Annotated in this window: 25 protein-coding genes; 5 read left to right on the top strand and 20 right to left on the bottom strand. The window is 71.9% G+C overall.

The window, feature by feature from the left end; genetic code table 11:
• Position 1 precedes the first annotated feature (1 nt).
• Complete coding sequence (locus EV371_RS09305) at positions 2-865, bottom strand: AfsR/SARP family transcriptional regulator (protein ID WP_349339505.1); 864 nt, start codon at positions 863-865, stop codon at positions 2-4.
• Between the two features lie 197 nt (positions 866-1,062).
• Here EV371_RS09305 and rfbA point away from each other — a divergent pair, with 197 nt between their 5' ends.
• The gene (gene rfbA / locus EV371_RS09300) at positions 1,063-1,953 is read left to right on the top strand and encodes a glucose-1-phosphate thymidylyltransferase RfbA (protein WP_130461694.1); all 891 of its coding nucleotides are present in this window, start codon (positions 1,063-1,065) and stop codon (positions 1,951-1,953) included.
• 5 nt (positions 1,954-1,958) lie between these two features.
• Positions 1,959-2,951 carry a dTDP-glucose 4,6-dehydratase gene (rfbB, locus tag EV371_RS09295; RefSeq protein ID WP_130461693.1) on the top strand — a complete coding sequence of 331 codons (993 nt, stop codon included), beginning with the start codon at positions 1,959-1,961 and terminating at the stop codon, positions 2,949-2,951.
• Between the two features lie 190 nt (positions 2,952-3,141).
• On the opposite strand, the gene EV371_RS09290 is transcribed toward rfbB, so the two are convergent.
• The 19 genes from EV371_RS09290 to EV371_RS09200 all read right to left on the bottom strand — a co-directional run bounded on the left by EV371_RS09290 (position 3,142) and on the right by EV371_RS09200 (position 20,858).
• Positions 3,142-3,411, bottom strand: coding sequence for a hypothetical protein (locus EV371_RS09290; protein WP_130461692.1), 270 nt, complete (start codon positions 3,409-3,411; stop codon positions 3,142-3,144).
• Complete coding sequence (locus EV371_RS09285) at positions 3,408-3,929, bottom strand: NAD-dependent epimerase/dehydratase family protein (RefSeq protein WP_130461691.1); 522 nt, start codon at positions 3,927-3,929, stop codon at positions 3,408-3,410. Before EV371_RS09285 ends, EV371_RS09290 begins: the two co-directional genes overlap by 4 nt.
• Positions 3,930-4,176: 247 nt before the next feature.
• On the bottom strand, positions 4,177-4,608 hold the full coding sequence (soxR, locus tag EV371_RS09280; protein WP_207230444.1) for a redox-sensitive transcriptional activator SoxR: 432 nt from the start codon (positions 4,606-4,608) through the stop codon (positions 4,177-4,179).
• Between the two features lie 229 nt (positions 4,609-4,837).
• Entirely contained in the window at positions 4,838-5,605 is a 768-nt protein-coding gene (locus EV371_RS09275) for an NAD-dependent epimerase/dehydratase family protein (RefSeq protein WP_130461690.1), read from the bottom strand.
• Between the two features lie 39 nt (positions 5,606-5,644).
• Entirely contained in the window at positions 5,645-6,910 is a 1,266-nt protein-coding gene (locus tag EV371_RS09270; protein ID WP_130461689.1) for a nucleotide disphospho-sugar-binding domain-containing protein, read from the bottom strand.
• A gap of 96 nt (positions 6,911-7,006) precedes the next feature.
• Positions 7,007-8,137, bottom strand: coding sequence for a glycosyltransferase (locus tag EV371_RS09265; RefSeq protein WP_130461688.1), 1,131 nt, complete (start codon positions 8,135-8,137; stop codon positions 7,007-7,009).
• Positions 8,134-9,330: a nucleotide disphospho-sugar-binding domain-containing protein gene (locus EV371_RS09260; protein ID WP_130461687.1), complete on the bottom strand. Its 1,197-nt coding sequence runs from the start codon at positions 9,328-9,330 to the stop codon at positions 8,134-8,136. Before EV371_RS09260 ends, EV371_RS09265 begins: the two co-directional genes overlap by 4 nt.
• 169 nt (positions 9,331-9,499) lie before the next feature.
• A complete protein-coding gene (locus EV371_RS09255) occupies positions 9,500-10,084 on the bottom strand; it encodes an NAD(P)H-dependent oxidoreductase (RefSeq protein ID WP_130461686.1) in 585 nt (194 codons plus the stop codon).
• 74 nt (positions 10,085-10,158) lie between these two features.
• Complete coding sequence (locus EV371_RS09250; protein ID WP_130461685.1) at positions 10,159-11,385, bottom strand: MFS transporter; 1,227 nt, start codon at positions 11,383-11,385, stop codon at positions 10,159-10,161.
• Complete coding sequence (locus EV371_RS09245) at positions 11,382-12,155, bottom strand: SDR family oxidoreductase (protein ID WP_130461684.1); 774 nt, start codon at positions 12,153-12,155, stop codon at positions 11,382-11,384. The genes EV371_RS09250 and EV371_RS09245 overlap by 4 nt, the downstream gene beginning before the upstream one ends.
• Before the next feature lie 27 nt (positions 12,156-12,182).
• Positions 12,183-13,739, bottom strand: a complete 1,557-nt coding sequence (locus EV371_RS09240; protein WP_130461683.1) for an FAD-dependent monooxygenase — start codon at positions 13,737-13,739, stop codon at positions 12,183-12,185.
• Positions 13,739-14,689, bottom strand: coding sequence for an aromatase/cyclase (locus EV371_RS09235; protein ID WP_130461682.1), 951 nt, complete (start codon positions 14,687-14,689; stop codon positions 13,739-13,741). The genes EV371_RS09240 and EV371_RS09235 overlap by 1 nt, the downstream gene beginning before the upstream one ends.
• Positions 14,690-14,702: 13 nt before the next feature.
• Positions 14,703-15,476 (bottom strand): 3-oxoacyl-ACP reductase FabG, encoded by a 774-nt coding sequence (fabG, locus tag EV371_RS09230; RefSeq protein WP_130461681.1) that lies wholly within the window; start codon positions 15,474-15,476, stop codon positions 14,703-14,705.
• 10 nt (positions 15,477-15,486) lie between these two features.
• Positions 15,487-15,756: a phosphopantetheine-binding protein gene (locus EV371_RS09225; RefSeq protein ID WP_130461680.1), complete on the bottom strand. Its 270-nt coding sequence runs from the start codon at positions 15,754-15,756 to the stop codon at positions 15,487-15,489.
• Entirely contained in the window at positions 15,723-17,009 is a 1,287-nt protein-coding gene (locus EV371_RS09220) for a beta-ketoacyl synthase N-terminal-like domain-containing protein (protein WP_130461679.1), read from the bottom strand. Before EV371_RS09220 ends, EV371_RS09225 begins: the two co-directional genes overlap by 34 nt.
• Entirely contained in the window at positions 17,006-18,286 is a 1,281-nt protein-coding gene (locus EV371_RS09215) for a beta-ketoacyl-ACP synthase II (protein WP_130461678.1), read from the bottom strand. The genes EV371_RS09220 and EV371_RS09215 overlap by 4 nt, the downstream gene beginning before the upstream one ends.
• Positions 18,283-18,609 (bottom strand): TcmI family type II polyketide cyclase, encoded by a 327-nt coding sequence (locus EV371_RS09210; protein WP_130465770.1) that lies wholly within the window; start codon positions 18,607-18,609, stop codon positions 18,283-18,285. Before EV371_RS09210 ends, EV371_RS09215 begins: the two co-directional genes overlap by 4 nt.
• A 13-nt stretch (positions 18,610-18,622) precedes the next feature.
• A complete protein-coding gene (locus EV371_RS09205) occupies positions 18,623-20,113 on the bottom strand; it encodes an FAD-dependent monooxygenase (RefSeq protein ID WP_130461677.1) in 1,491 nt (496 codons plus the stop codon).
• Between the two features lie 70 nt (positions 20,114-20,183).
• Positions 20,184-20,858, bottom strand: a complete 675-nt coding sequence (locus EV371_RS09200; protein WP_130461676.1) for a winged helix-turn-helix domain-containing protein — start codon at positions 20,856-20,858, stop codon at positions 20,184-20,186.
• A 366-nt stretch (positions 20,859-21,224) separates the two neighbouring features.
• Between EV371_RS09200 and EV371_RS09195 the strand changes: the two genes are divergently transcribed.
• From EV371_RS09195 to EV371_RS09185, 3 genes are all read left to right on the top strand, one after another.
• Positions 21,225-22,070, top strand: coding sequence for an AfsR/SARP family transcriptional regulator (locus EV371_RS09195; protein WP_349339494.1), 846 nt, complete (start codon positions 21,225-21,227; stop codon positions 22,068-22,070).
• A 76-nt stretch (positions 22,071-22,146) separates the two neighbouring features.
• Positions 22,147-23,109 (top strand): ATP-binding cassette domain-containing protein, encoded by a 963-nt coding sequence (locus EV371_RS09190; RefSeq protein ID WP_130461674.1) that lies wholly within the window; start codon positions 22,147-22,149, stop codon positions 23,107-23,109.
• Positions 23,106-23,954 (top strand): ABC transporter permease, encoded by an 849-nt coding sequence (locus tag EV371_RS09185; RefSeq protein WP_130461673.1) that lies wholly within the window; start codon positions 23,106-23,108, stop codon positions 23,952-23,954. The genes EV371_RS09190 and EV371_RS09185 overlap by 4 nt, the downstream gene beginning before the upstream one ends.
• The last annotated feature ends 115 nt before the right edge of the window (positions 23,955-24,069 follow it).

Raw genomic sequence — 24,069 nt, 5'->3', positions numbered from 1 at the left:
CTCAGGCCGCCGATCCCTGCCGGTGGTCCGAGAGCAGTTCGTGATGGAGCTGCTGCAGCTCGGTGCAGGGCTCAAGGCCGAGTTCCTCGTTCAGCGCGCCACGGAGGTGGCGGTAGGCGTCGAGGGCGTCGCCGCGCCGGCCACTGCGGTCCAGGACCCGCATCAACTGGCCGCGCAGCCCTTCGTCCAGCGGGTTGGCGGCGACCAGGGACCGCAGCTCGCCGATCAGCTCACGGTGCAGCCCGACCTCGATCTCGGCCTGGATCCGCAGGTGCCGCGTGTTGCGGCGCTGCTCCTGGAGGTCGATCGCGTACGCGGACAGCCGCGGCCCGCACATCACGTTCGCCAGCGGCGGGCCGCTCCACAGCGCGAGAGCGGCGCGGAACGCGCGGGCCGCGGCGTCGTAGCGGCGCTGGTCCAGCGCCTCCCGGCCGATCTGGCGCAGCCGCTGGAACTGGAACACGTCGACCCGCGCCGGGTCGACCCGCAGCATGTATCCGGGCGCCTTGGTCACCAGCACGTCGTCGCCGTCTTCGGCGAGCCCCCTGCTCTCGAACATTCGGCGCAATTGGCAGATGTAGGTCTGGACAGCGGTGCGGGCGGTCTTCGGCGCGCCGTTCGGCCACAGCTCATGGATAATGGATTCGGTGTTGACAACCCGCCCCGCGCATAGCACGACCATCGCCAGCGACTGCAGCAGTTTCGGCGCCGTCGGCGCGATGTCCGCGCCGTTCCAGTGAATCTCCACGGGTCCGAGCACGGTGAAGCGAAACCCGGCCTCGCCCCATTTCGCGCGGCCAGCCCGGTCGTCCGAAAGCCCAGGTACAGCGTTGTCCGCGAGCCGCTGCCGCATCAGACTGCCCACTCTCGACCTCCGTTTATACGCAAGGTTGCCGGGTCGGACAATAACTTTGCACTCATCGAAGCGTCTTCGAGGCGGGGGCGAACGTCAATGGGAGTTACGTCAGGCCTGAGTAAAGTTTCGTCATGTACGCGTCAACCCGGTATAGCCTTTACCGCAGCTTGAGTGGGCTTGTACGGGGTCACCGTACGCTCGCGGACATGAAGGGAATCATCCTGGCCGGCGGCCACGGGACTCGCCTGCATCCGATCACCCTGAGCGTGTCGAAACAGCTTCTTCCGGTCCACGACAAGCCGATGATCTACTACCCGCTGTCGGTGCTGATGCTGGCCGGCATCCGAGAGATCCTGATCATCTCGGCGCCGTCGGACCTCGCCGGGTTCCGCAGGCTGTTCGGTGACGGCAGCGCCCTCGGCCTGTCGATCGGCTACGCCGAGCAGGCCGCACCGCTCGGCATCGCGGAGGCGCTGCTCATCGGCGCGGACCACATCGGCACCGACTCCGTCGCGCTGATCCTCGGCGACAACATCTTCCATGGCCCGGACCTCGCCACGCTGCTCCGGCGCAGCGTCCGCGAACTCGACGGCTGCGTCCTGTTCGGCTATCCGGTCCCCGACCCCGAGCGCTACGGGGTCGCCGAGACCGACCCCGACGGCCGACTGGTCAGGATCGAGGAGAAGCCGACAGAGGCCCGGTCCAACCGCGCGATCACCGGGCTCTACCTCTACGACAACGAGGCCGTGGCGATCGCCCGGCGGCTGCGCCCGTCCGCACGCGGCGAACTGGAGATCACCGACGTGAACCGGGTCTACGTCGAGCGTGGCCGGGCCCGGCTGGTCGACCTCGGCCAGGGCTATGCCTGGCTCGACACCGGAACGCACGACTCGCTCACCAATGCCAGCCAGTACGTCCAGACCATCGAGCACCGGCAGGGTGTCCGCATCGGGTGCATCGAGGAGATCGCGCTGCGAATGGGGTACATCGACCGGGACGCCTGCTACCGGCTCGGCATGGGGCTGGCGAAGTCCTGCTACGGCCAGTACGTCATGGCGCTGGCCGCACCGCAACCGCTGCTCACCCCGGTCGGCTGACGGCCATGCAGGTTCTGGTCACCGGCGGTGCCGGATTCATCGGGTCGCACTACGTACGGCGACTGCTACAGGGCGCCTACCCAGGGTTCGCCGGGGCACGGGTGATCGTGCTCGACAAGCTGACCTACGCCGGCACCTGGGAAAACCTCGCCGAGGTCCACGGCGACCCCCGCCTCACCCTGGTACACGGCGACATCTGCGACCCGGCCACGGTCGCCGCGGTCATGCGTGACGTGGACACGGTGCTGCACTTCGCCGCCGAGTCGCACGTCGACCGCTCGATCAGCGGTGCCGCGGACTTCGTCGCCACCAACGTGCTCGGCACGCAGACCCTGCTCGCCGCGGCGGTCGCCTGCGGTGTGCGGAAGTTCGTCCACGTGTCAACCGACGAGGTGTACGGCTCCATCGACGAAGATCGCTGGACGGAGACCCGCCCGCTGCTGCCGAACTCGCCGTACTCGGCGTCCAAGGCCGGCGCCGACCTGCTCGTCGGGGCGTTCCACCGCACCTACGGCCTGGCGGTCTGCATCACCCGCTGCTGCAACAACTACGGCCCGCACCAGTTCCCCGAGAAGGCGGTCCCGCTGTTCGTCACGAACCTCCTCGACGGGCGGAAGGTGCCACTCTACGGCGACGGGACGAACGTCCGGGAGTGGATGCACGTCGACGACCACTGCGCCGCGGTGCAGCTGGTGGCGGAGCACGGGGTGCCCGGCGAGACCTACAACGTCGGCGGCGGCACCGAGCTGAGCAACCTGGAGCTGACCCGGCGACTGCTCGCCGCCGTCGGCGCCGACTGGTCCAGCGTGGAGTTCGTGACCGACCGGCCGGGCCATGACCGGCGGTACGCCGTCGACACCACCAAGATCCGCACCGAGCTGGGCTTCGTTCCCCGGGTGCCGTTCGAGCACGGGCTGGCCGAGACCGTCAGGTGGTACCGCGACAACCGGCGCTGGTGGGAACGCGCGCGGCTGGTCGCCGCCGGAGGGCATCGCTGACCTCCTTCCGTCACCGGATGACCGCCCTGGCGAGGGCATCCTCGCGCCCCGCCGCCGACGGCGGGTCCACCGCGAGCGGCCCACACCGCCGTCCGCGCTCATCGGCGGGCGGCGGCCTCCTGCCAGCTCGTCAGGACACCGGCGGCCACGGACTGCGCCACCGTAGGCGCCCGCACGTCTTTGCCCGACATCAGAGGTGGCTCGCTGCGTCCTGGCGGTTCACGGGCTGCGGTTCACCGGCGATGAGCTGGAGTACCGCGTCCTCCCGGACGAAGTCGGCCCGGGCGACGCTGAGCTGGTCGGACAGCGAGTCGTCCAGGGCGCGGCGGGGCAGCCAGTCGAGGAGCTGCCGTGCTCGCGAGATATCCACCTGCTGCCACTGCGCGCCCGCGCCCGCCGTCACGCCGGGCACCTGGTCCGCAGCCACGACCCGGACCGCCGGTCCACTGAGCGCGATCATCCGGTGGACCAGCCGCCGTACCGAGACCGCCTCGCCCCGACCGATGTTGACGACCTCCCCGGCGACCTGCGATCGCGGTGCCCGCGCCGCCGCCACGACCGCATCGGCCGCGTCACGCGCATCGACCTCCCGGTGGCGACGAAGAGCAGGCCGCGATGCAAGTCCCGCCGCCCGAACAGCGGCCCGAGCCGCAGCTCGCCCGCTCCGGTCGCGGCGATCCCGGCCAGTTGGCCGGCGACGCTGCCCAACAGGCTGGCTGGGGGTGCGCCCGGACCGCAGACGTTGGCAATCCGCAGCACCAGACCGTCCAGCCCACCGGTCCGCACGGCCCGCAGCACTGCCCGCGTCCCACCCAGCTTCGAACGCCCGTAGCCGGTGTTCGGGGCCGGCAGCCGCTCTTCGGTGATGGCGGCGCCGATCGGCACCGGGCTGTACTCGTGGACGCTGCCCAGGCGGATCAGACGTGGCCGGCGCGGCACCGTGGCCACCGCGGGCATGATGGTGAAAAGGACTCGCATGACACGCTCCTCCGGCCTCAAGCAAACCTTCTGCTCCGTACCGACTGGGTTAATCCACGCTGAATGGCGAGCGGGTTATGGTGTCCACGCGGGAACGGACGATTCTGGAGACAATTGCGCGAGAGCTAATTGGTAGCTTCTTCCGCACGGTCGGCGTGGTCAAGGCGCGGTACGTCAGATCTCGGCAAGGTTGCGTCAGCTCCGTCGAATATCACCACCCGGCGCCGCCCCAGGTCCGGGCCGGGAGTCACCCGTCGAGCAGACGACGCGGGCCGGAACCCTGGCGTCCCAGCGTGTCGTTGGGATTGGCCAGCAGGCAGCGGTCGATCGACATGCAGCCGCAACCCACGCAGTCGGCGAAGTCGTCGCGCAGCTGCTGGAGCAGGCGGATCCGCCGGTCCAGGTCATGCTGCCACCGCCGGGACATCCGCTTCCAATCCCGGCGGGTCGGCGCGCCGTTGTCCGGCAGTTCGGCCAACGCGGCCCCGATCTCGGCCAACGGTATCCCCACCCGTTGGGCGATCCGGATCAACGCGACCCGGCGTAGCGTGTCGCGCGGGTAGCGGCGCTGGTTGCCGGAGGTGCGGCGACTGGTGATCAGGTTCTGCCGCTCGTAGAAGTGCAGCGCGGAGACGGCGACCCCGCTGCGGGCGGAGAGTTCCCCAACTGTGAGTTCCATCCTCTCTCGGCCCGGCTCCGGCATGTCCACGCGCTCATTGTCGACGCGAATCGGGCCCGCTTCAACCTCGGACACGCTCGGCACCGATCCCAGCAATTCTTTACCACCTTCCTTTGCGGTCCGCCGTGCCCGCAGATGGGAGCGGGCCGCTGGTGAGAACGGACCGCTGGTGAGAACGGGCCGCTGGTGCATCGGGTCGCGGCGCCGTGGGCGTCCAGGTGGGCAAGGATCAGTCGTCGTTGGGGTTCCCCGCGCCGATCACGGCCGATGCCGCGAGGTAGGCGTCGATGACCCGCCGGTAGTAGCCGGCGCCGAACCACGTCGACACCTCCGGCACCAGGGCGCGCAGCTTTTCCGTCGAGATGAGATGGTGCATGCCCACGTTGAGGTAGAGCCGACGGGCGGCCAGACCGAGGCGCTGTTCCAGGTAGTCGGCGATCTCCACCACCGGTGTCGCCTGGCCGGACGCCACGTTGACCGTCTCCCCGCGCAGCCCCATGGCGAGCAGCCGGTCGATGACCCGGACCGCGTCGCGGGCGTCGATCAGGTCGCGGGCGGCACCGCGGTGGATCCGCACGCACCCCGCGCGCATCTGCCGGATCAGCGCCGGGACCAACTGGTGCGGCGGCTGGCCCGGCCCGACGAGGTGGCCGAGCCGCAACACCAGGTAATCGGCGCCGGAAGCGCGCAACTGCTGCTCAAGGGCGAGCTTGTGCACGCCGTACGGCGTGCACGGGACCACCGGCCGATCCTCCGTGCCGGGCCCGTCCACGGTGCCGTACATCCCCGTCGACGCCGTGGAGAAGTACAGCAGCCGCCGACCCGTCGCCCGGCAGCGGTGCGCCGCGTCCCGCAGCAGCGCCGCCTCCCGGGCGAAGTCCGCACGCGAGGTGGTGTTCACCCACGACACGCCGGCGGCGAGCACGACGGTGTCCGGGTGCTTGCCGGCGACCGGCGCCAGGCTTCGAGCCAGAAAGCCGTTCCCCACGATCTCCATCGAAAAGGTCCTCATCGTCGGCCGGCGACACGGCGCCGGTCAGTCGGATACGAGGGACGTGCCGGCGACCATGTGCTCGGCGGTGGACGCCAGCGCGGCGGGCGTCGGGAGTGCCGCCACCTCGTCGCGCAGCCGCGCCGCCGCCGCCCGGTAGTCGGGGTTGTCCAGCAGGTCGGCCGCTGCGGCGGCGACGTCGCCGGCGTCCGCGATCGCGTTGTGTACGACCCGTGCCACCCCGGCGTCCGCCATCCGGGCCGCCACCGTGTCCTGGTCCAGCCCGTTGGGCAGGATGAGCTGCGGGGTCCCGGCCGCGGCCGCCGTCATCGCGCAGCCCGCGCCGCCGTGGTGGACGACGAGGTCGCAGTCCGGCAACAGCAGGTGCAGCGGTGTGTGCTCGAGCAGCCGCACCCGGGGCCCGACCGGGCCGATCCGCCGCCGGTCGGCACTGATGACCGTCACGACCACGTCGACATCCAGTTCGGCGAGACCGGCCAGCACCTTCGGCACCGCGAACGTCGCCGGGCCGAACATCGTGCTGACCGCGGTCCCCCAGACCACGCAGACCCGCCGACGCCGCACCGGGTCCGGTGCGGGGTCCGGTGTGGCCGCCAACCACGACGGCATCGCGCCCGGCCCGTTGTACGGCAGGTACCGCAGCCCGAGCCGCTCCGCCCGCAACGGTGGGGCGGCGGACGGCGGGCTCGGATCGACGACGTACCGGTAGACGTCCGGCCCCATCGTGCCGACGCCGTGCCGGGGGAACGCCTCGCTGTCGTCGGCGGGCACGAGCGGGAAGAGGCCGGCGACCAGGTCGTCCGGGCCGAACAGACCCCACAGGTGCAGCAGCGCGGGCACGCCCAGTACCCGCCCGAGCAGCGGACCCTCCAGGCTCATCAGGTCGTGCACCACGAGCCCGGGCCGCCACCGGCGCGCGAAGGCCACCGCCGCGTCGGTGCTGCGCCGGGCGGCGCCGGCAATGCGGTCGCGGTTCTCGGCCCGCCACGCCGCGAGGTCGAACTCGTCGAGGCTGGCGACCCGCTCGCCGGTAATCGGGTGCGGAGGCGGCTCCGGGAACCGCCACCGGCCGGCCAGTGCGTTGCCGTAGTTGTGCAGCCGCGCCCCGAGCACCATGTCGGGCCCTTCCAGGAAGGGCATCGCCAGGAGCCCGGCCGCGGAGACCGCGTCGGCCTGTTCCGGCGGGCAGGCCACCCGGACGTCGTGACCGGCGGCCCGCAGCGCCCACGCCAGCGGTACCGTCGGGAACCAGTGACCGGCCCAGTTGGACACGCCGAAAAGGACCCGCATCGCATCGTCCCCTCTCGATTTGCATTGATGATTTTCGATGTTTGGTGCTCGGGGCGATCCGGTCGGCGGGGCGAGCCCACCGACCGGGGCGTACGGTCAGGGCACGAGCGCCACGAGTGCGTCGACCACGTCGGTGGGTGGCGGCAGCGTGGCGATCTCCCGGGACAGGGCGCGCGCCCGCTCGGCGTACCGGCCGTCGGAGAGGATCTCCCGGCAGGCCGCCGCGACCTGGTCCGGGCCGTCCTCGCCGGCCAGGAGCGTGACGGCCGCGCCGAAGTCGGACACCCGCTGCGACGGGGCGACGAAATTGGCCCCCTTGGGGATCAACACCTGCGGTACGCCGGCGTTCATCGCGGTGAGCCCGGTGACGCCGCCGGCGTGGTGCACCACCAGGTCACACGTGTGGATCAGGACGTCGAGTGGAATCCAGCCGGCCCGGATCCCGCCCAGCTCCGGCCGCAGCGCGTCGGCGACGGCCGGCGGCGCGGCGACGACGACCTCTACGCCGAGCGGGGCGACGCTCTCCACCAGGCCGCGCAGGAAGTCGAAGTTCTGGTCGCGGGCCACCCGACTGCCGGACGTCACGCAGACCCGCCGGCGCTCGCCCCGGGTGTACATCCACGGCTCCAGCAGGGCCTGCCGGTTGCCAGGCACCCAGCGCATCATCTGCGCCGGCCCGGCCCCGGGCGGCCGCAGGCTCGGCGGGCAGATGTCCACGAAGAGATCCGGCTCGGGGAGCCGGTCCAGGCCCACCGCCGCCAGCTCCGGCCGCAGTTCCTCGTTCGCCCCCGGATCGATTCCGGTGGCCTCGGTCGCGTCCCACGCCTGCCGGACGAACGGGATCTTCAGGTGGGCGGCGAGCAGCGGCGCCGCGTAGGACATCGTGCCGCCGACCACGATGTCCGGGCGCCAGTGCTGGGCCAGCTCCAGCAGCGGGTCCAGGCTGGCGGCCGCCATCCGGCCGAACCAGCGGCCGGTGAAGAGCATCTCCTCCGTCGGGTCCTTCGGTATCTCCACCGGCGCGCCGGACCGGTCGGTCGTGATGAAGTGCCGGATCGTCAGCGGCGTGGCGGAGACCGCCGGCAGGCCGACCCCGGCGATGTACGGCGCCATCTCCTCGGTCGACGCCATGAAGACCTGGTGACCCGCGTTCCGGGCCGAGGTGGCGAGCGGTGCCAGGGCGAAGATCGTCGCCGGTGCGCCACCTGCCACGAACAGCAGCCTCATAACTCCTCCTTGTTCGGTCTGTTCCGGGCGAGCCGCTCGAGGTCGGCGGCGATCCGGGCGGGTGTGGGCTGGTCCCGCATCTCGCGCCCGAGCTCACGGGCCGCCTTGGCATAGCTGTCGTCCTCCAGCAGCGCGGCCAGCGCGGCCCGGAGCGCCGCCGGGTCGTTCTGGCGGGCCGCGTCGTCGATCGCGATGGCGGCGCCGCGGGCGGCCAGCCGGTCGCCGGCCGCGAACTGGTCGCTGATCTGCGGCAGGACGAGCTGCGGCAGGCCGGCGTCGGTGGCGGACATCGAGGTCCCGGCGCCGCCGTGGTGTACGACGGCCGCACAGCGGCCAAGGAACATGTTCAGCGGGGTGGGATCGATCATCCGGACGTTCCCCGGCACCGGCCCGATCTCCTCCCGGTGGACGGCGTCGACGGTGGCCACCGCCTCGACGTCGGGGAGCCCGTCGAAGGCCCACAGCAGCCGCCGCAGGAACGGAACCCCGTGCATGACGAGGGTCAGCCCTCCGACCGAGACGGCCACCCGCCGGGGTCCGGGCCTGCCCTCGCCCAGTTCGCTCCCCAGCCAGGCCGGTACCGCCCCGCCGCCGTTGTACGGCACGCACCGGAGCGGGGTGGCCGGCTCCACACCCGGCAACTGCAGGCTCGGCGGGCACGGATCGAGCAGTACGTGGGGGTCGGGCAGGCCGGCCAGTCCCACGCTCCGGCACGCCTCCGCAAGGGCGAGCCGGGCCTTGGGCCGGGCCGGCGTGGAGATGGGGTCGACGCCCCAGCGGTGCTGCACCACCGGCACGCCGAGCACGCCGCCGACGATCAGTGCGACGTACTCCAGCGGGTCGGCGAGGATCAGGTCCGGGCGGAAACCCCGCGCGAAGTGGAGGTAATCCGGCAGCATGCGTTCGGCGTGCACCATCCACACCCGGCCGTACTCCCCCATCACCTCCGGGGCGGGCCGCCCGCGCAGTTCGATCGGGCGCACGCCGTCCGGCAGTCCGGCCAGCAGCATGGCCCCCAGGTCGAACCGGGTGCCGATGCTCACCGCGTTCAGCCCGGCGCACCGGGCCGCCTCCAGCACATCCGGCTGGCCGGCCACCAGCAGTTCGTGACCGGCGGCGCGCAGCGCCCAGGCCAGCGGCACCAGCGGCGTCAGGTGCGTGGGGACCGGGGTGGTCAGCATCAGAACGCGCATCTGCCTTCACAACCTCCCATGAGCAGGGCTCCGGGTACCGATCCCGGTCCCCGCGCCTTCCGTGGTGCCTACGCCCGGTCCCCGTTCCCGGGCCCGAGCCTGTCGTCGTCAACGCCCACGCCCGGTACGGGCGCCTCGGCCCCCGCGCCCGGTACGGGCGCCTCCACCCCTACGCCCGGTACGGGCGCCGGTAGCGGGCGTCCCGGAGCGCCTCCGCCCACCAGACGAGCTGGTCGAGCATCACCTTCGCCGCCGCGTTGCACCCCTCGGGATGCGTCGGCCGCCCGTCGCTGTCGAACTGCTGCCACGCGCCGTGGAAGCTGACCATGTCGCGAATGGTCATCGCGTGCAGCTCGGCGAACACCTGACGCAATTGCTCCACCGCCCGCACGCCCCCGGCGAGACCGCCGTAGGAAACGAACCCGACCGGCTTTGCCTGCCACTGGGTGAAATGCCAATCGATCATGCATTTCAACGAGGCCGGATAGCCGTGGTTGTATTCCGGCGTCACCACGACGAACGCGTCAGCCTGCTCGACGCGCGGACTCAGGTCGCCGAGGACCGCCGCGACTCCGGGCGCCGGCTCGTCCGTGATCGTGACCGGCAACGGGGCCTCGGCAAGGTCGATGACGTCGACCTCGACACCGTTGCGCTGCCGGGCCTGCTCGACGAACCAACGTGCGACCGTCGGACCGAAGCGGCCCTTGCGGACGCTGCCGATGATCACAGCAACGCGGATACGATCCTTTGACATGGCTGTCCTTTCCGTGGGCGTGAGACAACGGCTGACTCACATTGACGACCGTAGAATCTCAACTAATGTTGATGTCAAACGGCCGATCGACGCCCTGGTAGCAGGCCCGGCAGTGCCACCAGAAAGCCGGCCACGCCAACCGCGGTGACCAGTGCCAGCGCCGGACCATGGTGTGCCGCGACCGCCGCTGCCGGCGGGCCGCCGCCGAGGACCGCGCCGGTTCCGAGCACCACGGCCGCACCGCCGAGTTGGACCGATGTCTGGTAGAGCCCGCCGGCCATCGCCTGCCCCACGGCCGGGACCCCGGCCGTGGCCTGCACGTGCAGGGCGAAGAAGGCCAGCGCGAAGCCGGCCCCGACCAGGAGCATCGTCGGCAGGACCTCGGTCAGGTACGTCGGCGACGCCCGCGCCGGGCGGTAGAGCGCGTAACCGACCGGCGGCGCGGCCGCGCCGATCGCGATCAGCCGGGCCGTGCCGAACCGGCCCACCAGGGCGGCCGCGTACGGCACCGAGACCAGCAGCAGCAGGCTGGCCGGCAGGAACGCGAGCCCCGTCCGCAGCGGGCTCCAGCCGAGCAGGAGCTGCATGTGCAGGGTGGCCACGAGATGGAAGCCCCAGCACGAGCCGTTGAGCGCGGCGGCGCCGACCATGGCCCGCAGCAGCCGACCGTCTTTCGGTACCGCCAGGCGCCCCGGGCCGGCAGAGGGTGAACCGGGGACGACGCGCAGGGCGAACGCGAACAGCACGAGCGCGGCCGGCGCCGGTACCAGGAATGTCCAGCGCCAGCCGAGGCCGGTGGTGAGCACCCCGGAGAGCAGCAGCCCGGCGGTGAAGCCACTGGCACCGAAGAGCCCGTAGACGGAGACCGCCCGGTTGCGCTCCGGCCCCTCCGGGAAGGTGCTCGCGATGATGGCCAGCCCGGCGGGTGCGGTGAGTGCCGCGCAGACGCCCTTCACCACCCGGGTGGCCATCAGGGTCGCGCCGTCGGTCGCGAGACCGCCCACCAGCGACGCGACGGCGAAGACGAGCAGCGCGGCGAGATAGACCCGGCGCCGGCCCAACCGCGCGGCCAGGTACGCGCCGGCCAGCAGCGTACCGCCGAACCCGACCGCGAACCCGGCGATCGTCCACTGGAGGGCCGGCACCGGCAGACCCAGCTCGGCGCCGATGGACGGCAGCGCGATGCTCGCGACCGACACCTCCAGCGCGTCGAGGAGCATGTTCCCCGACAGGACGAGCAGCAGGACCGACCGGCCCGCGCCCCAGCGCACGGGCGCGGCCGGCCGCACCGGTGGGGTCATCTGGCACTCGTGCCGAGCAGCGTGCCGCCGCTGGCGTCGAGCCAGCCGCCGGTGATCCAGCGCCCGTCCGACGAGGCGAGGAACGCCACCACGTCGGCGACGTCCGCCGGCTCGCCGATCCGTCCGAACGCGGTCGTGCCGGCGAGGGCCGCGCGCACCTCCGGATTGCGCAGCATCTCGCTGCCGTTGTCGGTGACGCCCGGCGCCACGGTGTTCACGGTGATGCCGCGCGAGCCCAGGTGCTGGGCGAAGTGCAGGCTGATCATCTCCACGGCGGCCTTGCTCATGGCGTACGCCACCTCCTGCGGCAACGCCATCCGGGTCAGCGCGCTGGAGATGTTGATGATGCGCCCACCGTCGGGCATCATCGGCAGCGCCCGCTGCACCGTGAAGAGCGGCGCCCGGGCGTTCACCGCCATCATCCGGTCGAAGGTGTCCGGCGTCAGCTCCTCCGGCGCGACCCCGCCCATGATGCCGGCGTTGTTCACCAGGATGTCCAGCTCGGCGGCGCCGGTGTGCTCCCGCAGCCCGGTGCGCACTCCGTCGAAGAGGGTGTCCACCGCGCCCGCCGTGCCGAAGTCCGCCGGTACGGCGAAGGCCCGGCCGCCGGACGCGACCACGGATTTGACGGTGTGCTCGGCCGCCTCGGTGTTGCTGGCGTAGTGCACGGCCACGAGTGCGCCCTCGCGACCGAGCCGCTCGGCGATCGCCCGGCCGATCCCCCGGCTCGCGCCGGTGACCAGCGCGGTCTTTCCTGTCAGACTGCCCACGACTACCTCCTGTTGGGTGTGCACTGATCACTTGCTGGGCGCGCCGAACCAGCGGCGCAGCGCGACATCCAGACCATCCGGGCCCGCCGGACCGGTGGCGTCGATCGAGACGGCTTCCGACCCGCCGGCACTGGTCGAGACGACTCCCGGCCCGCCGGCACTGGTCGAGACGACTCCCGGCCCGCCGGCGCCCGACCAGGCGACGTGGCCGTCCGGGCGCAGCAGCAGGGCGCCCGCGTCGGGTGGTCCGCCGGTGTGCCGGGCGGTCACCAGGTCGAGGCGGTCGCGCCAGCCGTTGACGGAGGCGGAGAGGCCAGCCTGGTGCGCGGCGTCGCCGGTGAGGTCGAGGAGCACGCCGCGGCCGGTCCGCAGCAGCGCGGTGGTGCTCGTCGGGCCGGCCGGGGTCGACAGTGGCCAGTGCGGCACCCGGCGGCCGACCAGCGGCCCGGGGCCGTACGCCACATCCAGCCCGCTGACCATCGCGGCGAGGTGCGCCCGCACGTCGGCGTACCCGAGCAGCTCGCCGAGGACCGCCCGGAGCGGATCCAGGTCCGCCCCGCCGAAGAGCAGCAGCGCCTGCGCCTCGATCGCGCCGAGGACCCGGCGCCCGACCGGGTGCCGCTCGTCGTGATAGCTGTCCAGCAGGCCTGCCGGCGCCCAGCCGCACGCCTCGGCGGCGAGCTTCCACCCGAGGTTCGCCGCGTCCTGCAGTCCGAGGTTGACCGCCTGGGCGCCGACCGGCGGTTGGACGTGCGCGGCGTCGCCGGCGAGCAGAACCCGTCCGAGCCGGTACCGGGTCGCCTGGCGGCTCGCGTCGTCGAACGTGTCCACCCACAGCGGCGTGCCGGCGCCGATCTCCTCGCCGGTGACCCGGGCCCACGCGGCGACGACCTCGGCGTACCCGGGCGGGGCACCCTGGCCCGCGGCCGGGCGGCCGGATTCGTGCACCATCAGGCGCGTCACGCCGTCGCCCCGGCCGGCGGCGGTGACCAGCCCGGCCGGGTAACGGCGCAGGCGCCGCTGCGGGATGTCGATGCCGGTCACGTCGGCCCGCAGCAGCTTGCGGGTCGGCTCGCGGCCGGCGACGTCGAACCCGGCGAGCCGCCGTACCGTGCTGTCCTGGCCGTCGCAGCCGACCAGGTACCGGGTCCGGAGCCGGACCGGGCCGGCCGGCCCGTGCCCGCGCGCCTCGACGTGGTCGGCCGCCACGGTCAGCTCCGACAGCTCGTACCCGCGCCGGATGTCGGCGCCCAGCGCGGCCGCCCACGACCCGAGCACCGCCTCGGTGCGTGCCTGGGAGACCCGCCACAGGCCGGGCCGGTGGCTGGCCAGCCGGTCGAGCTCCAGCGGTACCCCGCCGAAGTGTCCCAGGTCGTCGCGGGGTGGCTCGCCGAGGTGTGCGAGCAGGCCACGCTGGTCGAAGATCTCCATGGTGCGGGCGTGCAGGTGCGAGGCACGCGACTGGCCGGTCGGCTCTCGAAGCCGCTCCCAGACCACGACCTCCGCCCCGCCCAGCGCCAGCTCGCCGGCGATCATCAGGCCGACCGGTCCGGCGCCGACCACGAGTACCGGCTCGTCGGCCATCAGCGCCGGCTCTCGGCGTACTCTTTGGCGTGCCGGAGCGTGGCCAGACTGTTGGTGCCCAGCGCCTGCCGGACGTAGCTCCGCGCGTCCCGCACCGTCGCCGCGGGGCCGAGCACGCCCTCGATGGCCCCCTCGTTGAGGACCACGGTGTGCCGGGAGGTGACCTCCACCGCGTCGCCGCGATCCTCGAACTGCCAGTGTCCGGTGTGCAGCGTCATCAACCGGGGCGGAGCGATCTGCTTGTACACGATGCGGGTGTGTGGCAGGCACACCCGGACGGACGTGGTGCTGTGCACGGACCCGTCCGCGGTGCGGGTGTCCATTTCGAGCAGTTGCAGCCCCGGGGTGTCCTCCTGGACGGAGACCCGGGCCACGTGCGGCAACCGCCGCGACCACAACTGCGCGTCGTTGATGAAGTCGTACACGTCCTTGACCGAGCCGTCGATGCGCACGGTGTCGTCGAAGGTCAGCGACCGCTCCCCGTCGCCGGCCTCCGCGCCGGCCTCCGCGGCGGCCTTCAGCGCCGCCAGCTCCGAACCGCTGTTGCGGTCCACCGCCCGGTCGATCCAGGCCAGGTGGTCCGGGTCGTCCCCGACGGCCCGGAAGTGGTGGCGCAGCCGCACCAGGGACTCCCCGGCGGAGATCGGCTCGACGAGCCAGCTGCCCCCCATGGCGGCGACCGGCGGCGCGGAAACCTCCTGCCGGAAGTCGACACACAGCCGATCCGCGTCCAGGCGCCGCCGCGAGACCCAGCTCTTGGCGGTGCCGTTGGCCGTGGCCCAGATCCGGATCAGCTCCTCCGAACCGGTCCGCTCGACGTGCTCGACGTGGACGGTCGGTGGAAAGATCTGCGGCCAGTTCGCCACCTCGGCGATGAGGTGGTAGACGGTGGCCGCGGGGGCGTGCACGGTGATCTCGTGCTCCGTCTCGGTGCTGCCCGGCAGCGACATGCTCTTCTCCTTCTCAGAAGTTGCCCAGCCCGCCGCAGACGTTGATGGCCTGGGCGGTGATCGAGGCGGCCGCGTCGGAGACCAGGTAGCCGACGAGGCCGGCAACCTCCTCCGGCGTCGAGTAGCGGCCCAGCGGGATCTTCGCCTCGAACCGCTCCAGCACCGCCTCCTCGGAGGTCTGCCAGGCGGCGGCGTACCCCTGCCGGACGCGCTGCGCCATCGGGGTCTCGACGTACCCGGGACAGACCGCGTTGACCGTGATCCCGGTCCTGCCCAGCTCGTTGCCGAGCGCCTTGGTGAAACCGACGACACCGTGCTTCGAGGCCGAATACGGTGCGCCCAGTACGACGCCCTGCTTACCGGCCGTCGAGGCGATGTTGACCACCCGGCCACGGCTCTTGTGCCGCAGGCCGCCCGCGTTGAGCACCTCGCGGGTCACCCGGAACACGCTCGTCAGGTTCGTCTCGATGACGTCGAGCCACAGGTCGTCGTCGATGTCGGCGGTCACCCCGCCGCCGCTGCGGCCGGCGTTGTTGACCAGGATGTCGACCGACCCGTACCGGTCGACGGCCGCGCGGACGAACGCCCGCACGTCGGCAGCGGACCGCACGTCGCAGGCGACCCCGTCGACGTCGAGCCCTTCCTCGCGGAGCCGCTTGACGGTCGAGGCCACGCTTTCGGCGGTACGCGCGCAGATGAACACCCGGCAACCCCGCCCGGCGAGGGTCCGCGCGACGGCGAGGCCGATCCCGCTCGTGGCGCCCGTGACTATGGCGTGTTCGGACATGTCCCCGCCCTCAGCTCGCGCTCGCCGAAGCGAGGTGGGTGTTGACGGTCCCGAGCAGCGCGCGGGGCGTCCGGGCCGAGGTCAGCGCCTCGTCCTCGATCTTTATGCCGAACTCGCGCTCGACCCGGGTACCGGTCTCGAGCAGGGCGAGCGAGTCGTAGCCCAACTCGTCGAACCCGGTGTCGAGGATGTCTCCGTCGAGGTCGACCCACTCGTCCTGGCCGGCGGCCTCGCGCAGGATCCGCCTCAGGTCGTCGATGGTGAAGGTCCGGTTGAGCATCTGTTGTCCTCCGTTGTCTCCTCGCTTGCGGATGCGCTCGCCGGCGCCCGGACGACCATGGCCGAACTGAAGCCGCCGTACCCGCGGGCCAGCACGAGTGCGGTGCGCAGCGCCGCCGGTCTCGGCTGCCCCGTGACCAGGTCGAGCCGGTATTCGGGGGCCGGCGAGACGTTCAGGGTGGGTGGGATCAGACCGTCCCGGATGGACAGCAGGGCGGCGGCCAGGTCGAGCGCGGCCGCGCCGGAGCAGAGCCGGCCGGTCATCGTCTTGGGTGCGGTGACCGGCACCCCACGCGGGCCGAAGACGGCGGTGATCGCCGCAGCCTCGATCCGGTCCAGCTCCGGCACTGCCGCCGCGTCGGCGAACACGACATCGACACCGTCCGGCTCCAGCCCGGCGTCGGTCAGGGCCAGCTCGATCGCCCGCCGCAGCCCGGGCTCCCGGCCCAGGCCGGGGCGGGGGTCGAAGGTGGCGCCGTAGCCGGCGATCTCGCCGTAGACGGTCCGGGCGCCGCGCGCCCGGGCCGCCCCGGCCTCCTCAAGGATCAGCAGGGCGCCGCCCTCGGCCGGCACGAACCCACCGGCGCGGGCGTCGAACGGAAGGTACGCCCGGTCCGGCTCGTCGCTGCGGCTCAGCCGTCCGCTCGCGAGCTGGGCCGCCCAGCCCCACGGACAGATGGACGCGTCCATGCCACCGGCGACGACCAGCGCGCTGCCCCGGCGGATCTGCCGGCAGGCGTGCGCGACAGCGTCCAGCCCACCGGCCTGGTCGCTTACCACGACGCCGCTGGCCCCGCGCAGCCCGTGCCGGATCGAGACCTGCCCCGAGTTGACCGCGTAGAACCAGGCGAACGCCTGGTACGCGCTGACGTACTGGCCGCCCTTGCGCCACAGGTTCTGCAGCTCGCCCTGGCCGAACTCGAACCCGCCGGAGGAACTGGCCGTGACCACGCCGGCGCTGAACTCGGGCAGCTCGGCCGGGACCACGCCGGCGTCGACCAGCGCCCAGTCCGCCGCGACCAGCGCGAGCTGGGTCATCCGGTCGGTCTGCGGGATCAGCCGGCTCGGCAGGTGGTCGGCGCCGACGAAGTCCTGGATCTCGCCGGCCAGTCGGGCCGGGTAGCCGGCCGGGTCGAACCGGGTGATGCGGCCGACCCCGCTCTTGCCGAGCAGCGTCGCCGACCAGTAGTCGGCCGCGCCGAGCCCGTTCGGGGCCGTGACCCCCAGCCCGGTGACCACCACCCGCGCGGTCACGCCGCGCTCCTCGCGTCGTCGACCAGCGGGCCGGTGAGGACCATGGCGCTCTGGAACCCACCGAACCCGCTGCCCACCGTGAGCACCGTGTCGGTGCGGCGCTCCCGGGCGTGCAGCGGTACGTAGTCGAGGTCGCATTCGGGATCGGCGTGGTGGAGGTTCGCCGTCGGCGGCACCACATCGTGCGTGATGGCGAGCACGGACGCGGCGATCTCGATGGAGCCGATGGCGCCGAGCGAGTGGCCCACCATCGACTTGATGGAGCTGACCGGCGTGCGGTAGATGTGCCCGCCGAGGCTGCGCTTGAACGCCGCGGTCTCGTGCCGGTCGTTCTGCCGGGTGCCCGAGCCGTGCGCGTTGACGTAGTCGATCTCCTCGGCGTTCAGCCGCGCCTCGGCGAGGGCGCTGTCGATGGCCACCCCCAGCTCCCGGCCGTCCGGTCGCAACCCCGTCATGTGGAACGCGTTGCACCGCGAGGCGAAGCCGGCGACCTCCGCGTAGATCCGGGCTCCCCGGCGCTGCGCATGTCCCCACTCCTCCAGGACGAACACCGCCGCGCCCTCGCCGAGCACGAACCCGTCCCGGGTCCGGTCGAACGGGCGCGAGGCGTGCTCGGGGTCGTCGTTGCGGGGCGACGTCGCCTTGATCGCGTCGAAGCAGGCCACCGTGATCGGCGAGATCGGCGCGTCCGTCGCCCCCGCGACCATCACGTCGGCGGAGCCCTCGCGGATCAACTCGACGGCGTGGCCGACCGCGTCGAGGCCGGAGGTGCAGCCGGTGGAGATCACCGTGACCGGCCCCTCGGCCCCGACCGCCCAGGCCACCTCGACGGCGAACGAACTGGGCACGAAGTACCCGTACAGGTGCCGCACGGCGTAGCTGTGGTCGACGAGCCAGAGCCGGCCGCTGTCGCTGACCACCCGGTACTCCTCTTCGAGGCCCATGGTGGCCCCGACCGCGCTGCCGATCGTCACCCCCGTCCGCTCGGGGTCGCAGGTGTCCGGTTCCAGGCCGCTGTCGGCGGTCGCCTCCCGGGCCGCGACGACGGCGAGCTGGGCCCCCCGGTCCATCCGCCGGATCTCCCGAGGGCTGAGCCCGTGCGCCGCCGGGTCGAAGTCGATCTCGGCTGCGATCTGGGACCGGAACGGCGAGGGATCGAAGAAGGAGATCCTCCTGGTCGCCGTCCGCCCGGCGGTCAGCAGATCCCAGAAAGCCTTCGTCCCGATGCCGCCGGGCGCCAGCACACCGATCCCGGTGATCGCGACCCGCCGCCTCATGACGTGGCTTCCCAGCGGTAGAAGCTCGACGCCATCGCGTCGGCCGGGGAGCGCCAGGTCTGCGGATCGTACGGGCTGATGAACGGCCGGAGGGCGGCGCTGACGTCCACGAAGAGCGGGTGGGACCGGACCCCCTCGATCGCCGCGCCGCCGTCGCCGTCGAAGTCCTGGAGGTGGAAGTACAGGCCCTGGTACGAGAAGAGCTCCCGCCGCCGGACCCGCATGAGCGAGGGCATCTCGGTCTCGTCGAAGCGACCGAATATCCGGGCCACCTCGCCGCTCACCTCCGGCGCCATCCTCGCCACGATCAGCGTGCTGCTCACCACTTCTGCCGGCTCACTCATCGCGGGCCCTTCCTTCCGAACCAGGGACTCCGAACCAGCGACGCAGCGCCGCCTCCAGCTCGCCCCCACCGGGCGCGGCCCAGGCGACGTGCCCGTCGGGGCGGAGCAGGAGCGCCTCCGTACCGGCCAACTGGCTGGTCGCCTCGACGCCGTGCGGTGCCGCGGTGACCACGTCGACCCGGTCCGCCCATCCGGCAGCGGTACGGCGCAGCCGGTCGTCGTCGGTGAAGTCGAGCAGGACCCCCCGGGCCGGGTGCAGGAGCCGCGTCGTACTCGTCTTTCCGGCCTCGCCGACCAGGTCCTGGTGCGGCATCCGGCGGCCGAGCAGCGGGTGGTCCCCGGGGCCGACGTCGTACCGGATGTCCAGCCCACTCACCATGCCGGCGAGGTGCCGGCTGACGTTCTCGAAGGCGATCAACTCGGTCAGCACGTCACGCAGCGGCTGCATCGCCTCGCCGCCGAGCAGGATCAGCCCCTGCGCGCGGGTGTTGAGCAGCAGGCGCTGCCCGACCGGGTGCCGCTCGGTGTGGTAGCTGTGCAGGAGCCCGGGGGGCGCCCACCCGGCCACCTCGGCGACGAGCTTCCAGCCCAGGTTCACCGCGTCCTGCACGCTGACGTTCAGCCCCTGGCCGCCGGCGGGCAGATGGATGTGCGCGGCGTCGCCGGCGAGCAGGACCCGGCCGCGGCGGTACTCGGTGACCTGCCGGGTGGCGTCGCCGAAGGCGCTCGTCCAGATCGGCGTACCGGCGCTGATGTCCTCGCCGGTCAGCCGCTGCCATGCGGCCGCGACCTCGGCCCACGGCGGTGGTTCGGTGCGCTGCCGCGGTGGGGCGCCACGCTCGCAGATGATGATGCGGTCCACTCCGGCCGCCACCGGGCCGGCCATGAAGAAGCCCTGCGGCACCGTCTGGCCGATCGGCCGCGGCGGTATCTCGCAGCCGGCCACGTCTGCCAGGAACATCTCCAGGGTCGCCGCGGTGCCGGGGAAGTCGAACCCGGCCGCCCGGCGTACCGTGCTGCGCCCGCCGTCGCAGCCGACCAGGTACCGCGCGCGCAGCTTTCGGGGGCCGGCGGGGCTGCGGACGTGCGCGGTGACGCCGTGCTCCTCGCTTTCCAGCCCCACCAGATCCCAGCCGCGCCGGACGTCCGCACCCAGCTCCGCGGCCCAGGCCGCGAGGATCGCCTCGGTGCGCGCCTGCGGTATGCCGTGCGCGGCGAAATGGGCGCCGTCGAGCACGCTGAAATCAACGGGCAAACCGCCGAAATGGCCGCGCGGCCCGGTGGAGATCTCGCCGAATCGGGGCAGCAGCCCTCGCTGGTCGAACACCTCCATCGTGCGTGCGGTAAAGCCTAGGCCGCGGGACTCCCCGGTGGGCTCCGTCAGCCGGTCGATGACGACGGTCGCGACACCCGCCAGGCGCAGCTCGCCGGCGAGCATCAGCCCGGCCGGGCCAGCACCCACGACAATTACATCAGCGTCCATGTGTCCTCAGATTCACCGTCGGATGGTCAGAGAATGGCGATACAGAGTCGTTCATCGTGTTCACGACGGCTCAGCCACGGGCGCCGACTCCGCCGAACTGCAGGCCGACTCCGCGGACAGTGACAATCCAGGTAGGGGCACCGAGCTTGCTGCGCAGGCTGCTCACGTGCGTGTCGATGGTGCGGCTGGAACTCGCCCAGGCGTCATCCCAGACCTTCGACATTATCTGTTTGCGGGAAACCACCGTCTCTGGCTGGGTGGCCAGCAGACGGAGGAGGTCGAACTCCTTACGGGTCACATTGATGAGCCGGTCGTCGAGCCGGACCTGGCGGGCGCCGAGGTCTATCTGCAGTGGCCCGTACGAGATCCGCCGCGGCTCCGGCGGCGCGGGGCGCGCCCGGCGCATGACCGCCCCGATGCGCGCGACCAGCTCGCGAAATCCGTACGGCTTGACGAGATAGTCGTCGGCGCCGGCCTGTAGGCCGAGAACGCGGTCCAGCTCGGTACCCCGGGCAGCCAGCGCGATGATCGGGATATCGCAGTCGGTGCGGATGTCGCGGCAGACCTCCAGCCCATCGAGGTCCGACAGTTCGAGATCCAGCAGTACGAGGTCCGCGCGGTGACATGACCGCAGCGCATCTCTTCCGGTGTCAACGGTTAGGGTGTCGAATCCGTGGCGCCGCAGCCCGCCCGCGAGCGACTCGGCGACGGTGGCGTCCCCCTCGGCGACAAGTACCCGCACCATGACTACGCCCCAGCGTGATGGTAAGCATCCCTGTCCATGGGCGAAACCGTACGGGATAGGGATCGAAGTCTATTCAAGGACGGATCAAACGACGTCAGAAAACCAATCGAGGATCACTCCGGCCACCCCTGGGCAGTGCAACGGAATGCAATACCCCACGGTCCTGGCCGTCAGGCCGCAAGCGAACGGACGAGCAGCGGACAGAGCCGTTGAGCTGCGGCGTCCAGTCATTGTCCAGTCATCGTCCAGCGACGTGGTCGAAGGTATGGGAGCCGAATGACAGCGGGACAGGCCGTCGTGCCGTTACGGCGGCGCTCTCGCACGGTGTGGCTGCTGCATCTGACCGCAAGGGACTGGGAGATAGCCGTGGGCTTGGTAGACGATTACCAGTTGGCCGCCTGCGCACCGTCCGTCGACGACTCACCCCGAATCTGGACGCACCCGTGGTCCGAGGATGGCCTGCGGTTCAAGGTGCTCGGTCCACTCGAGGTCTTCCGTGGCGAGCACGAGTGCACGCCCAGCGCGCCAAAACTGCTGCAGGTGCTGGCCCTGCTCGTACTCCACGCCAACCGGATCGTGCATATCGAGACCCTTGTCCGGCTGCTCTGGGGCGACCGGCCGCCACGCAGCGCGGTAGCCACCATCCAGACGTACATCTACCAGCTTCGGCGCTTCCTGACCCGCGAGCAGGTGGACAGCGGCGACGGGGACCTACTCGTCACGAAGAACCCCGGGTACCTGCTGCGCGTCCACCCCGACCAGGTCGACCTGCAGCAGTTCCAGCGGCTGAGCCGGCAGGGGCAGGTCTTCCTGCGGGGGCGCCGGTTGGACGAGGCGGCCTCGAGGTTGCGCGCCGCCCTGGGGCTGTGGTCGGGCAGCCCGCTGGCCAACGTGCCGATGGGTGCAAGGCTCGACCCGTACGTGACCGACCTGCAGGAGCAGCGGCGCAACGCACTGCAGCTACGGATCGAAGCGGAGATCGAGCTCGGGCTGCACCGCGAGCTGATCGGCGAGTTGCGCTCGCTCGTCGTGCTCCACCCGTTGGACGAGTGGATGTACGGCCAGCTCATCCGGGTCCTCGCCCGCAGCGGCCGGCGCAGTGACGCACTGCACGCGTACCATCACCTACGGACAACCCTCGCCGCAGAGTTGGGGCTGGACCCGTCCCCCGAGCTACAGCAGCTCTACCAGCAGCTCCTGGGCACCGACTAGCTCGACGCCGATGTGGGCGACGTCGACCCGCTCGACGAGGTCCCGCCTGCCGCCGTCCCCAGATTGCGAGGTCGAGATGGATCCTGAGATTGCGGTGTGCTGCGCCGACCTGCACAAACGATTTGGCGCCAACGAAGCGTTGCGGGGCGTCGATCTGGAGATTCCCAGCGGGACCGTGCACGGTCTGCTGGGGCCCAACGGCGCGGGCAAGACCACACTGGTCCGGATCCTCGCCACGCTCACCCGGCCCGATCGGGGGCGGGCCCGCGTCGCCGGCTACGACGTGGTCCGCGACGCCGACCAGGTGCGGTACCGGATCGGGCTCGCCGGCCAACACGCCTCGGTGGACGAGAGGCTGAGCGGGCGGGCGAACCTGCGGATGTTCGGGCGCCTCTACCACCTGCCCGACCGGGTAGCCCGGCGCCGGGCCGACGAGCTGCTCGACCGGTACGACCTGGCGGATGCCGCCGACCGCAGCGTCGGGACGTACTCCGGCGGGATGCTGCGCCGGCTGCACCTGCTGGCGAGCCTCATCGTCGCGCCGCCGGTGCTGTTCATGGACGAACCCACCACCGGCCTCGACCCCCGGAGCAGGGGCGAGATCTGGGACACCATCCGTGATCTCGCCGCCGCCGGCACGACCGTGCTGCTCACCACCCAGTACCTCGAAGAGGCGGACCGGCTCGCCGACCACATCACGGTGATCGACACCGGGCGGGTCATCGCCTCGGGCGGGCCCGACGAGCTGAAGGCGGCCGTCGGCAGCCGGATCGACGTCGTGGTCCAGGACGTCGCCGCGCTGGCTGGCGCGGCTTCCGTGCTGGCCGCCATCGCCGGTGGTGACCCCGAGATCGACGCGGACGAGCGGCGGGTCAGCGTACCCGCCCGGCAGGGCGCCGTGACGCTGACCGAACTGGTACGGGAACTGGACCGCGCCGGTGTCGTCGCCGAGGACATCGCGCTGCGACGGCCCACCCTGGACGAGGTCTTCCTGACGCTGACCGGGAGGCCGACCGAGGCGGAGGTGACGGTGGCATGAGCGTCGACCCGGGCTCGCCGCTGGTGCTACCGCCGCCGGTTCCGCCTGCCACGGCCGTCGACCGGATCCGGTGGACGCTCGCCGACGGCTGGACGATCGTGCTGCGTAATCTGGGCCACATCACGATCGGCGTGCTGATCGCGCAGCTCGTCTTCCCCGCCATCATGATCGTGATGTTCGGGTACGTCTTCGGCAGTGCCATCGCCGTTCCCGGCGGGGGAAACTACCGCGAGTACCTGATACCCGGCCTGTTTGCCATGGCGGCGTTCGCCGGGGTCATCGCCACCGCGTCGGAGGTCGCCTCGGACGCGGGCAAGGGCATCGTCGACCGGTTCCGGTCGCTGCCGATGGCCCGCTCGGCGGTGCCGTTCGGCCAGACCGGCGGCGACATCCTGCTCGGCGCGCTCAGCATCGTCTTCCTCGCCGCCGCCGGGCTGGCCGTCGGCTGGCGGGCGCACCACGGCATCGGGGCGACGCTGGCGGGTTTCGGCCTGTTGCTGCTGCTCCGCTATGCGGTGAGCTGGGGCGGTGTCCTGCTCGGCCTCATGGTGTCGGAGCGGACCCTGAACCGCCTCGGCGCGCTCATCTTCCCGGTCACGATGATATCGAACGCCTTCGTGCCGACCGACCGGATGCCGACGTGGCTGCGGGTGATGACGGAATGGAACCCGACGAGCGCTCTGGTGACGGCCTGCCGCCGGCTGTTCGGGAACCCGGGCGTGCCCGATGGGGACGCGGCTCTGCCGCTGCGGTACCCCGTCGCCGCGACGATCGTGTGGTGTGTGGTGATGCTGGCGGTCTTCGTCCCGCTCGCCGTCCGCCGCTACCGGACCATGGAGCGCTGACCGGAGTTGCCGCTCGTGATCGGCCGCCGGTCGCAGAGTGTCGACGTGGCCGTAGTCGCGTTCGCCTGTGGCATCCGTAGCTGGCGGAGCCGTCGACCGGCGGACGTGGCAGGTC

It is taken from the genome of Plantactinospora sp. CNZ321 (assembly GCF_004217235.1).
Note: the sequence above shows the minus strand (reverse complement) of the source record. Positions and strands in the feature narration are given on the sequence as shown.

What these genes read in the sequence shown, in the direction of transcription:
- rfbA (WP_130461694.1), top strand. Translation starts at nt 1,063, where the DNA reads ATGAAGGGAATCATCCTGGCCGGCGGCCACGGGACTCGCCTGCATCCG.
- rfbB (WP_130461693.1), top strand. Translation starts at nt 1,959, where the DNA reads ATGCAGGTTCTGGTCACCGGCGGTGCCGGATTCATCGGGTCGCACTAC.
- EV371_RS09290 (WP_130461692.1), bottom strand. Translation starts at nt 3,411, where the DNA reads ATGATCGCGCTCAGTGGACCGGCGGTCCGGGTCGTGGCTGCGGACCAG.
- EV371_RS09285 (WP_130461691.1), bottom strand. Translation starts at nt 3,929, where the DNA reads ATGCGAGTCCTTTTCACCATCATGCCCGCGGTGGCCACGGTGCCGCGC.
- soxR (WP_207230444.1), bottom strand. Translation starts at nt 4,608, where the DNA reads ATGGAACTCACAGTTGGGGAACTCTCCGCCCGCAGCGGGGTCGCCGTC.
- EV371_RS09275 (WP_130461690.1), bottom strand. Translation starts at nt 5,605, where the DNA reads ATGGAGATCGTGGGGAACGGCTTTCTGGCTCGAAGCCTGGCGCCGGTC.
- EV371_RS09270 (WP_130461689.1), bottom strand. Translation starts at nt 6,910, where the DNA reads ATGCGGGTCCTTTTCGGCGTGTCCAACTGGGCCGGTCACTGGTTCCCG.
- EV371_RS09265 (WP_130461688.1), bottom strand. Translation starts at nt 8,137, where the DNA reads ATGAGGCTGCTGTTCGTGGCAGGTGGCGCACCGGCGACGATCTTCGCC.
- EV371_RS09260 (WP_130461687.1), bottom strand. Translation starts at nt 9,330, where the DNA reads ATGCGCGTTCTGATGCTGACCACCCCGGTCCCCACGCACCTGACGCCG.
- EV371_RS09255 (WP_130461686.1), bottom strand. Translation starts at nt 10,084, where the DNA reads ATGTCAAAGGATCGTATCCGCGTTGCTGTGATCATCGGCAGCGTCCGC.
- EV371_RS09250 (WP_130461685.1), bottom strand. Translation starts at nt 11,385, where the DNA reads ATGACCCCACCGGTGCGGCCGGCCGCGCCCGTGCGCTGGGGCGCGGGC.
- EV371_RS09240 (WP_130461683.1), bottom strand. Translation starts at nt 13,739, where the DNA reads ATGGCCGACGAGCCGGTACTCGTGGTCGGCGCCGGACCGGTCGGCCTG.
- EV371_RS09235 (WP_130461682.1), bottom strand. Translation starts at nt 14,689, where the DNA reads ATGTCGCTGCCGGGCAGCACCGAGACGGAGCACGAGATCACCGTGCAC.
- fabG (WP_130461681.1), bottom strand. Translation starts at nt 15,476, where the DNA reads ATGTCCGAACACGCCATAGTCACGGGCGCCACGAGCGGGATCGGCCTC.
- EV371_RS09225 (WP_130461680.1), bottom strand. Translation starts at nt 15,756, where the DNA reads ATGCTCAACCGGACCTTCACCATCGACGACCTGAGGCGGATCCTGCGC.
- EV371_RS09215 (WP_130461678.1), bottom strand. Translation starts at nt 18,286, where the DNA reads ATGAGGCGGCGGGTCGCGATCACCGGGATCGGTGTGCTGGCGCCCGGC.
- EV371_RS09205 (WP_130461677.1), bottom strand. Translation starts at nt 20,113, where the DNA reads ATGGACGCTGATGTAATTGTCGTGGGTGCTGGCCCGGCCGGGCTGATG.
- EV371_RS09200 (WP_130461676.1), bottom strand. Translation starts at nt 20,858, where the DNA reads ATGGTGCGGGTACTTGTCGCCGAGGGGGACGCCACCGTCGCCGAGTCG.
- EV371_RS09190 (WP_130461674.1), top strand. Translation starts at nt 22,147, where the DNA reads ATGGATCCTGAGATTGCGGTGTGCTGCGCCGACCTGCACAAACGATTT.
- EV371_RS09185 (WP_130461673.1), top strand. Translation starts at nt 23,106, where the DNA reads ATGAGCGTCGACCCGGGCTCGCCGCTGGTGCTACCGCCGCCGGTTCCG.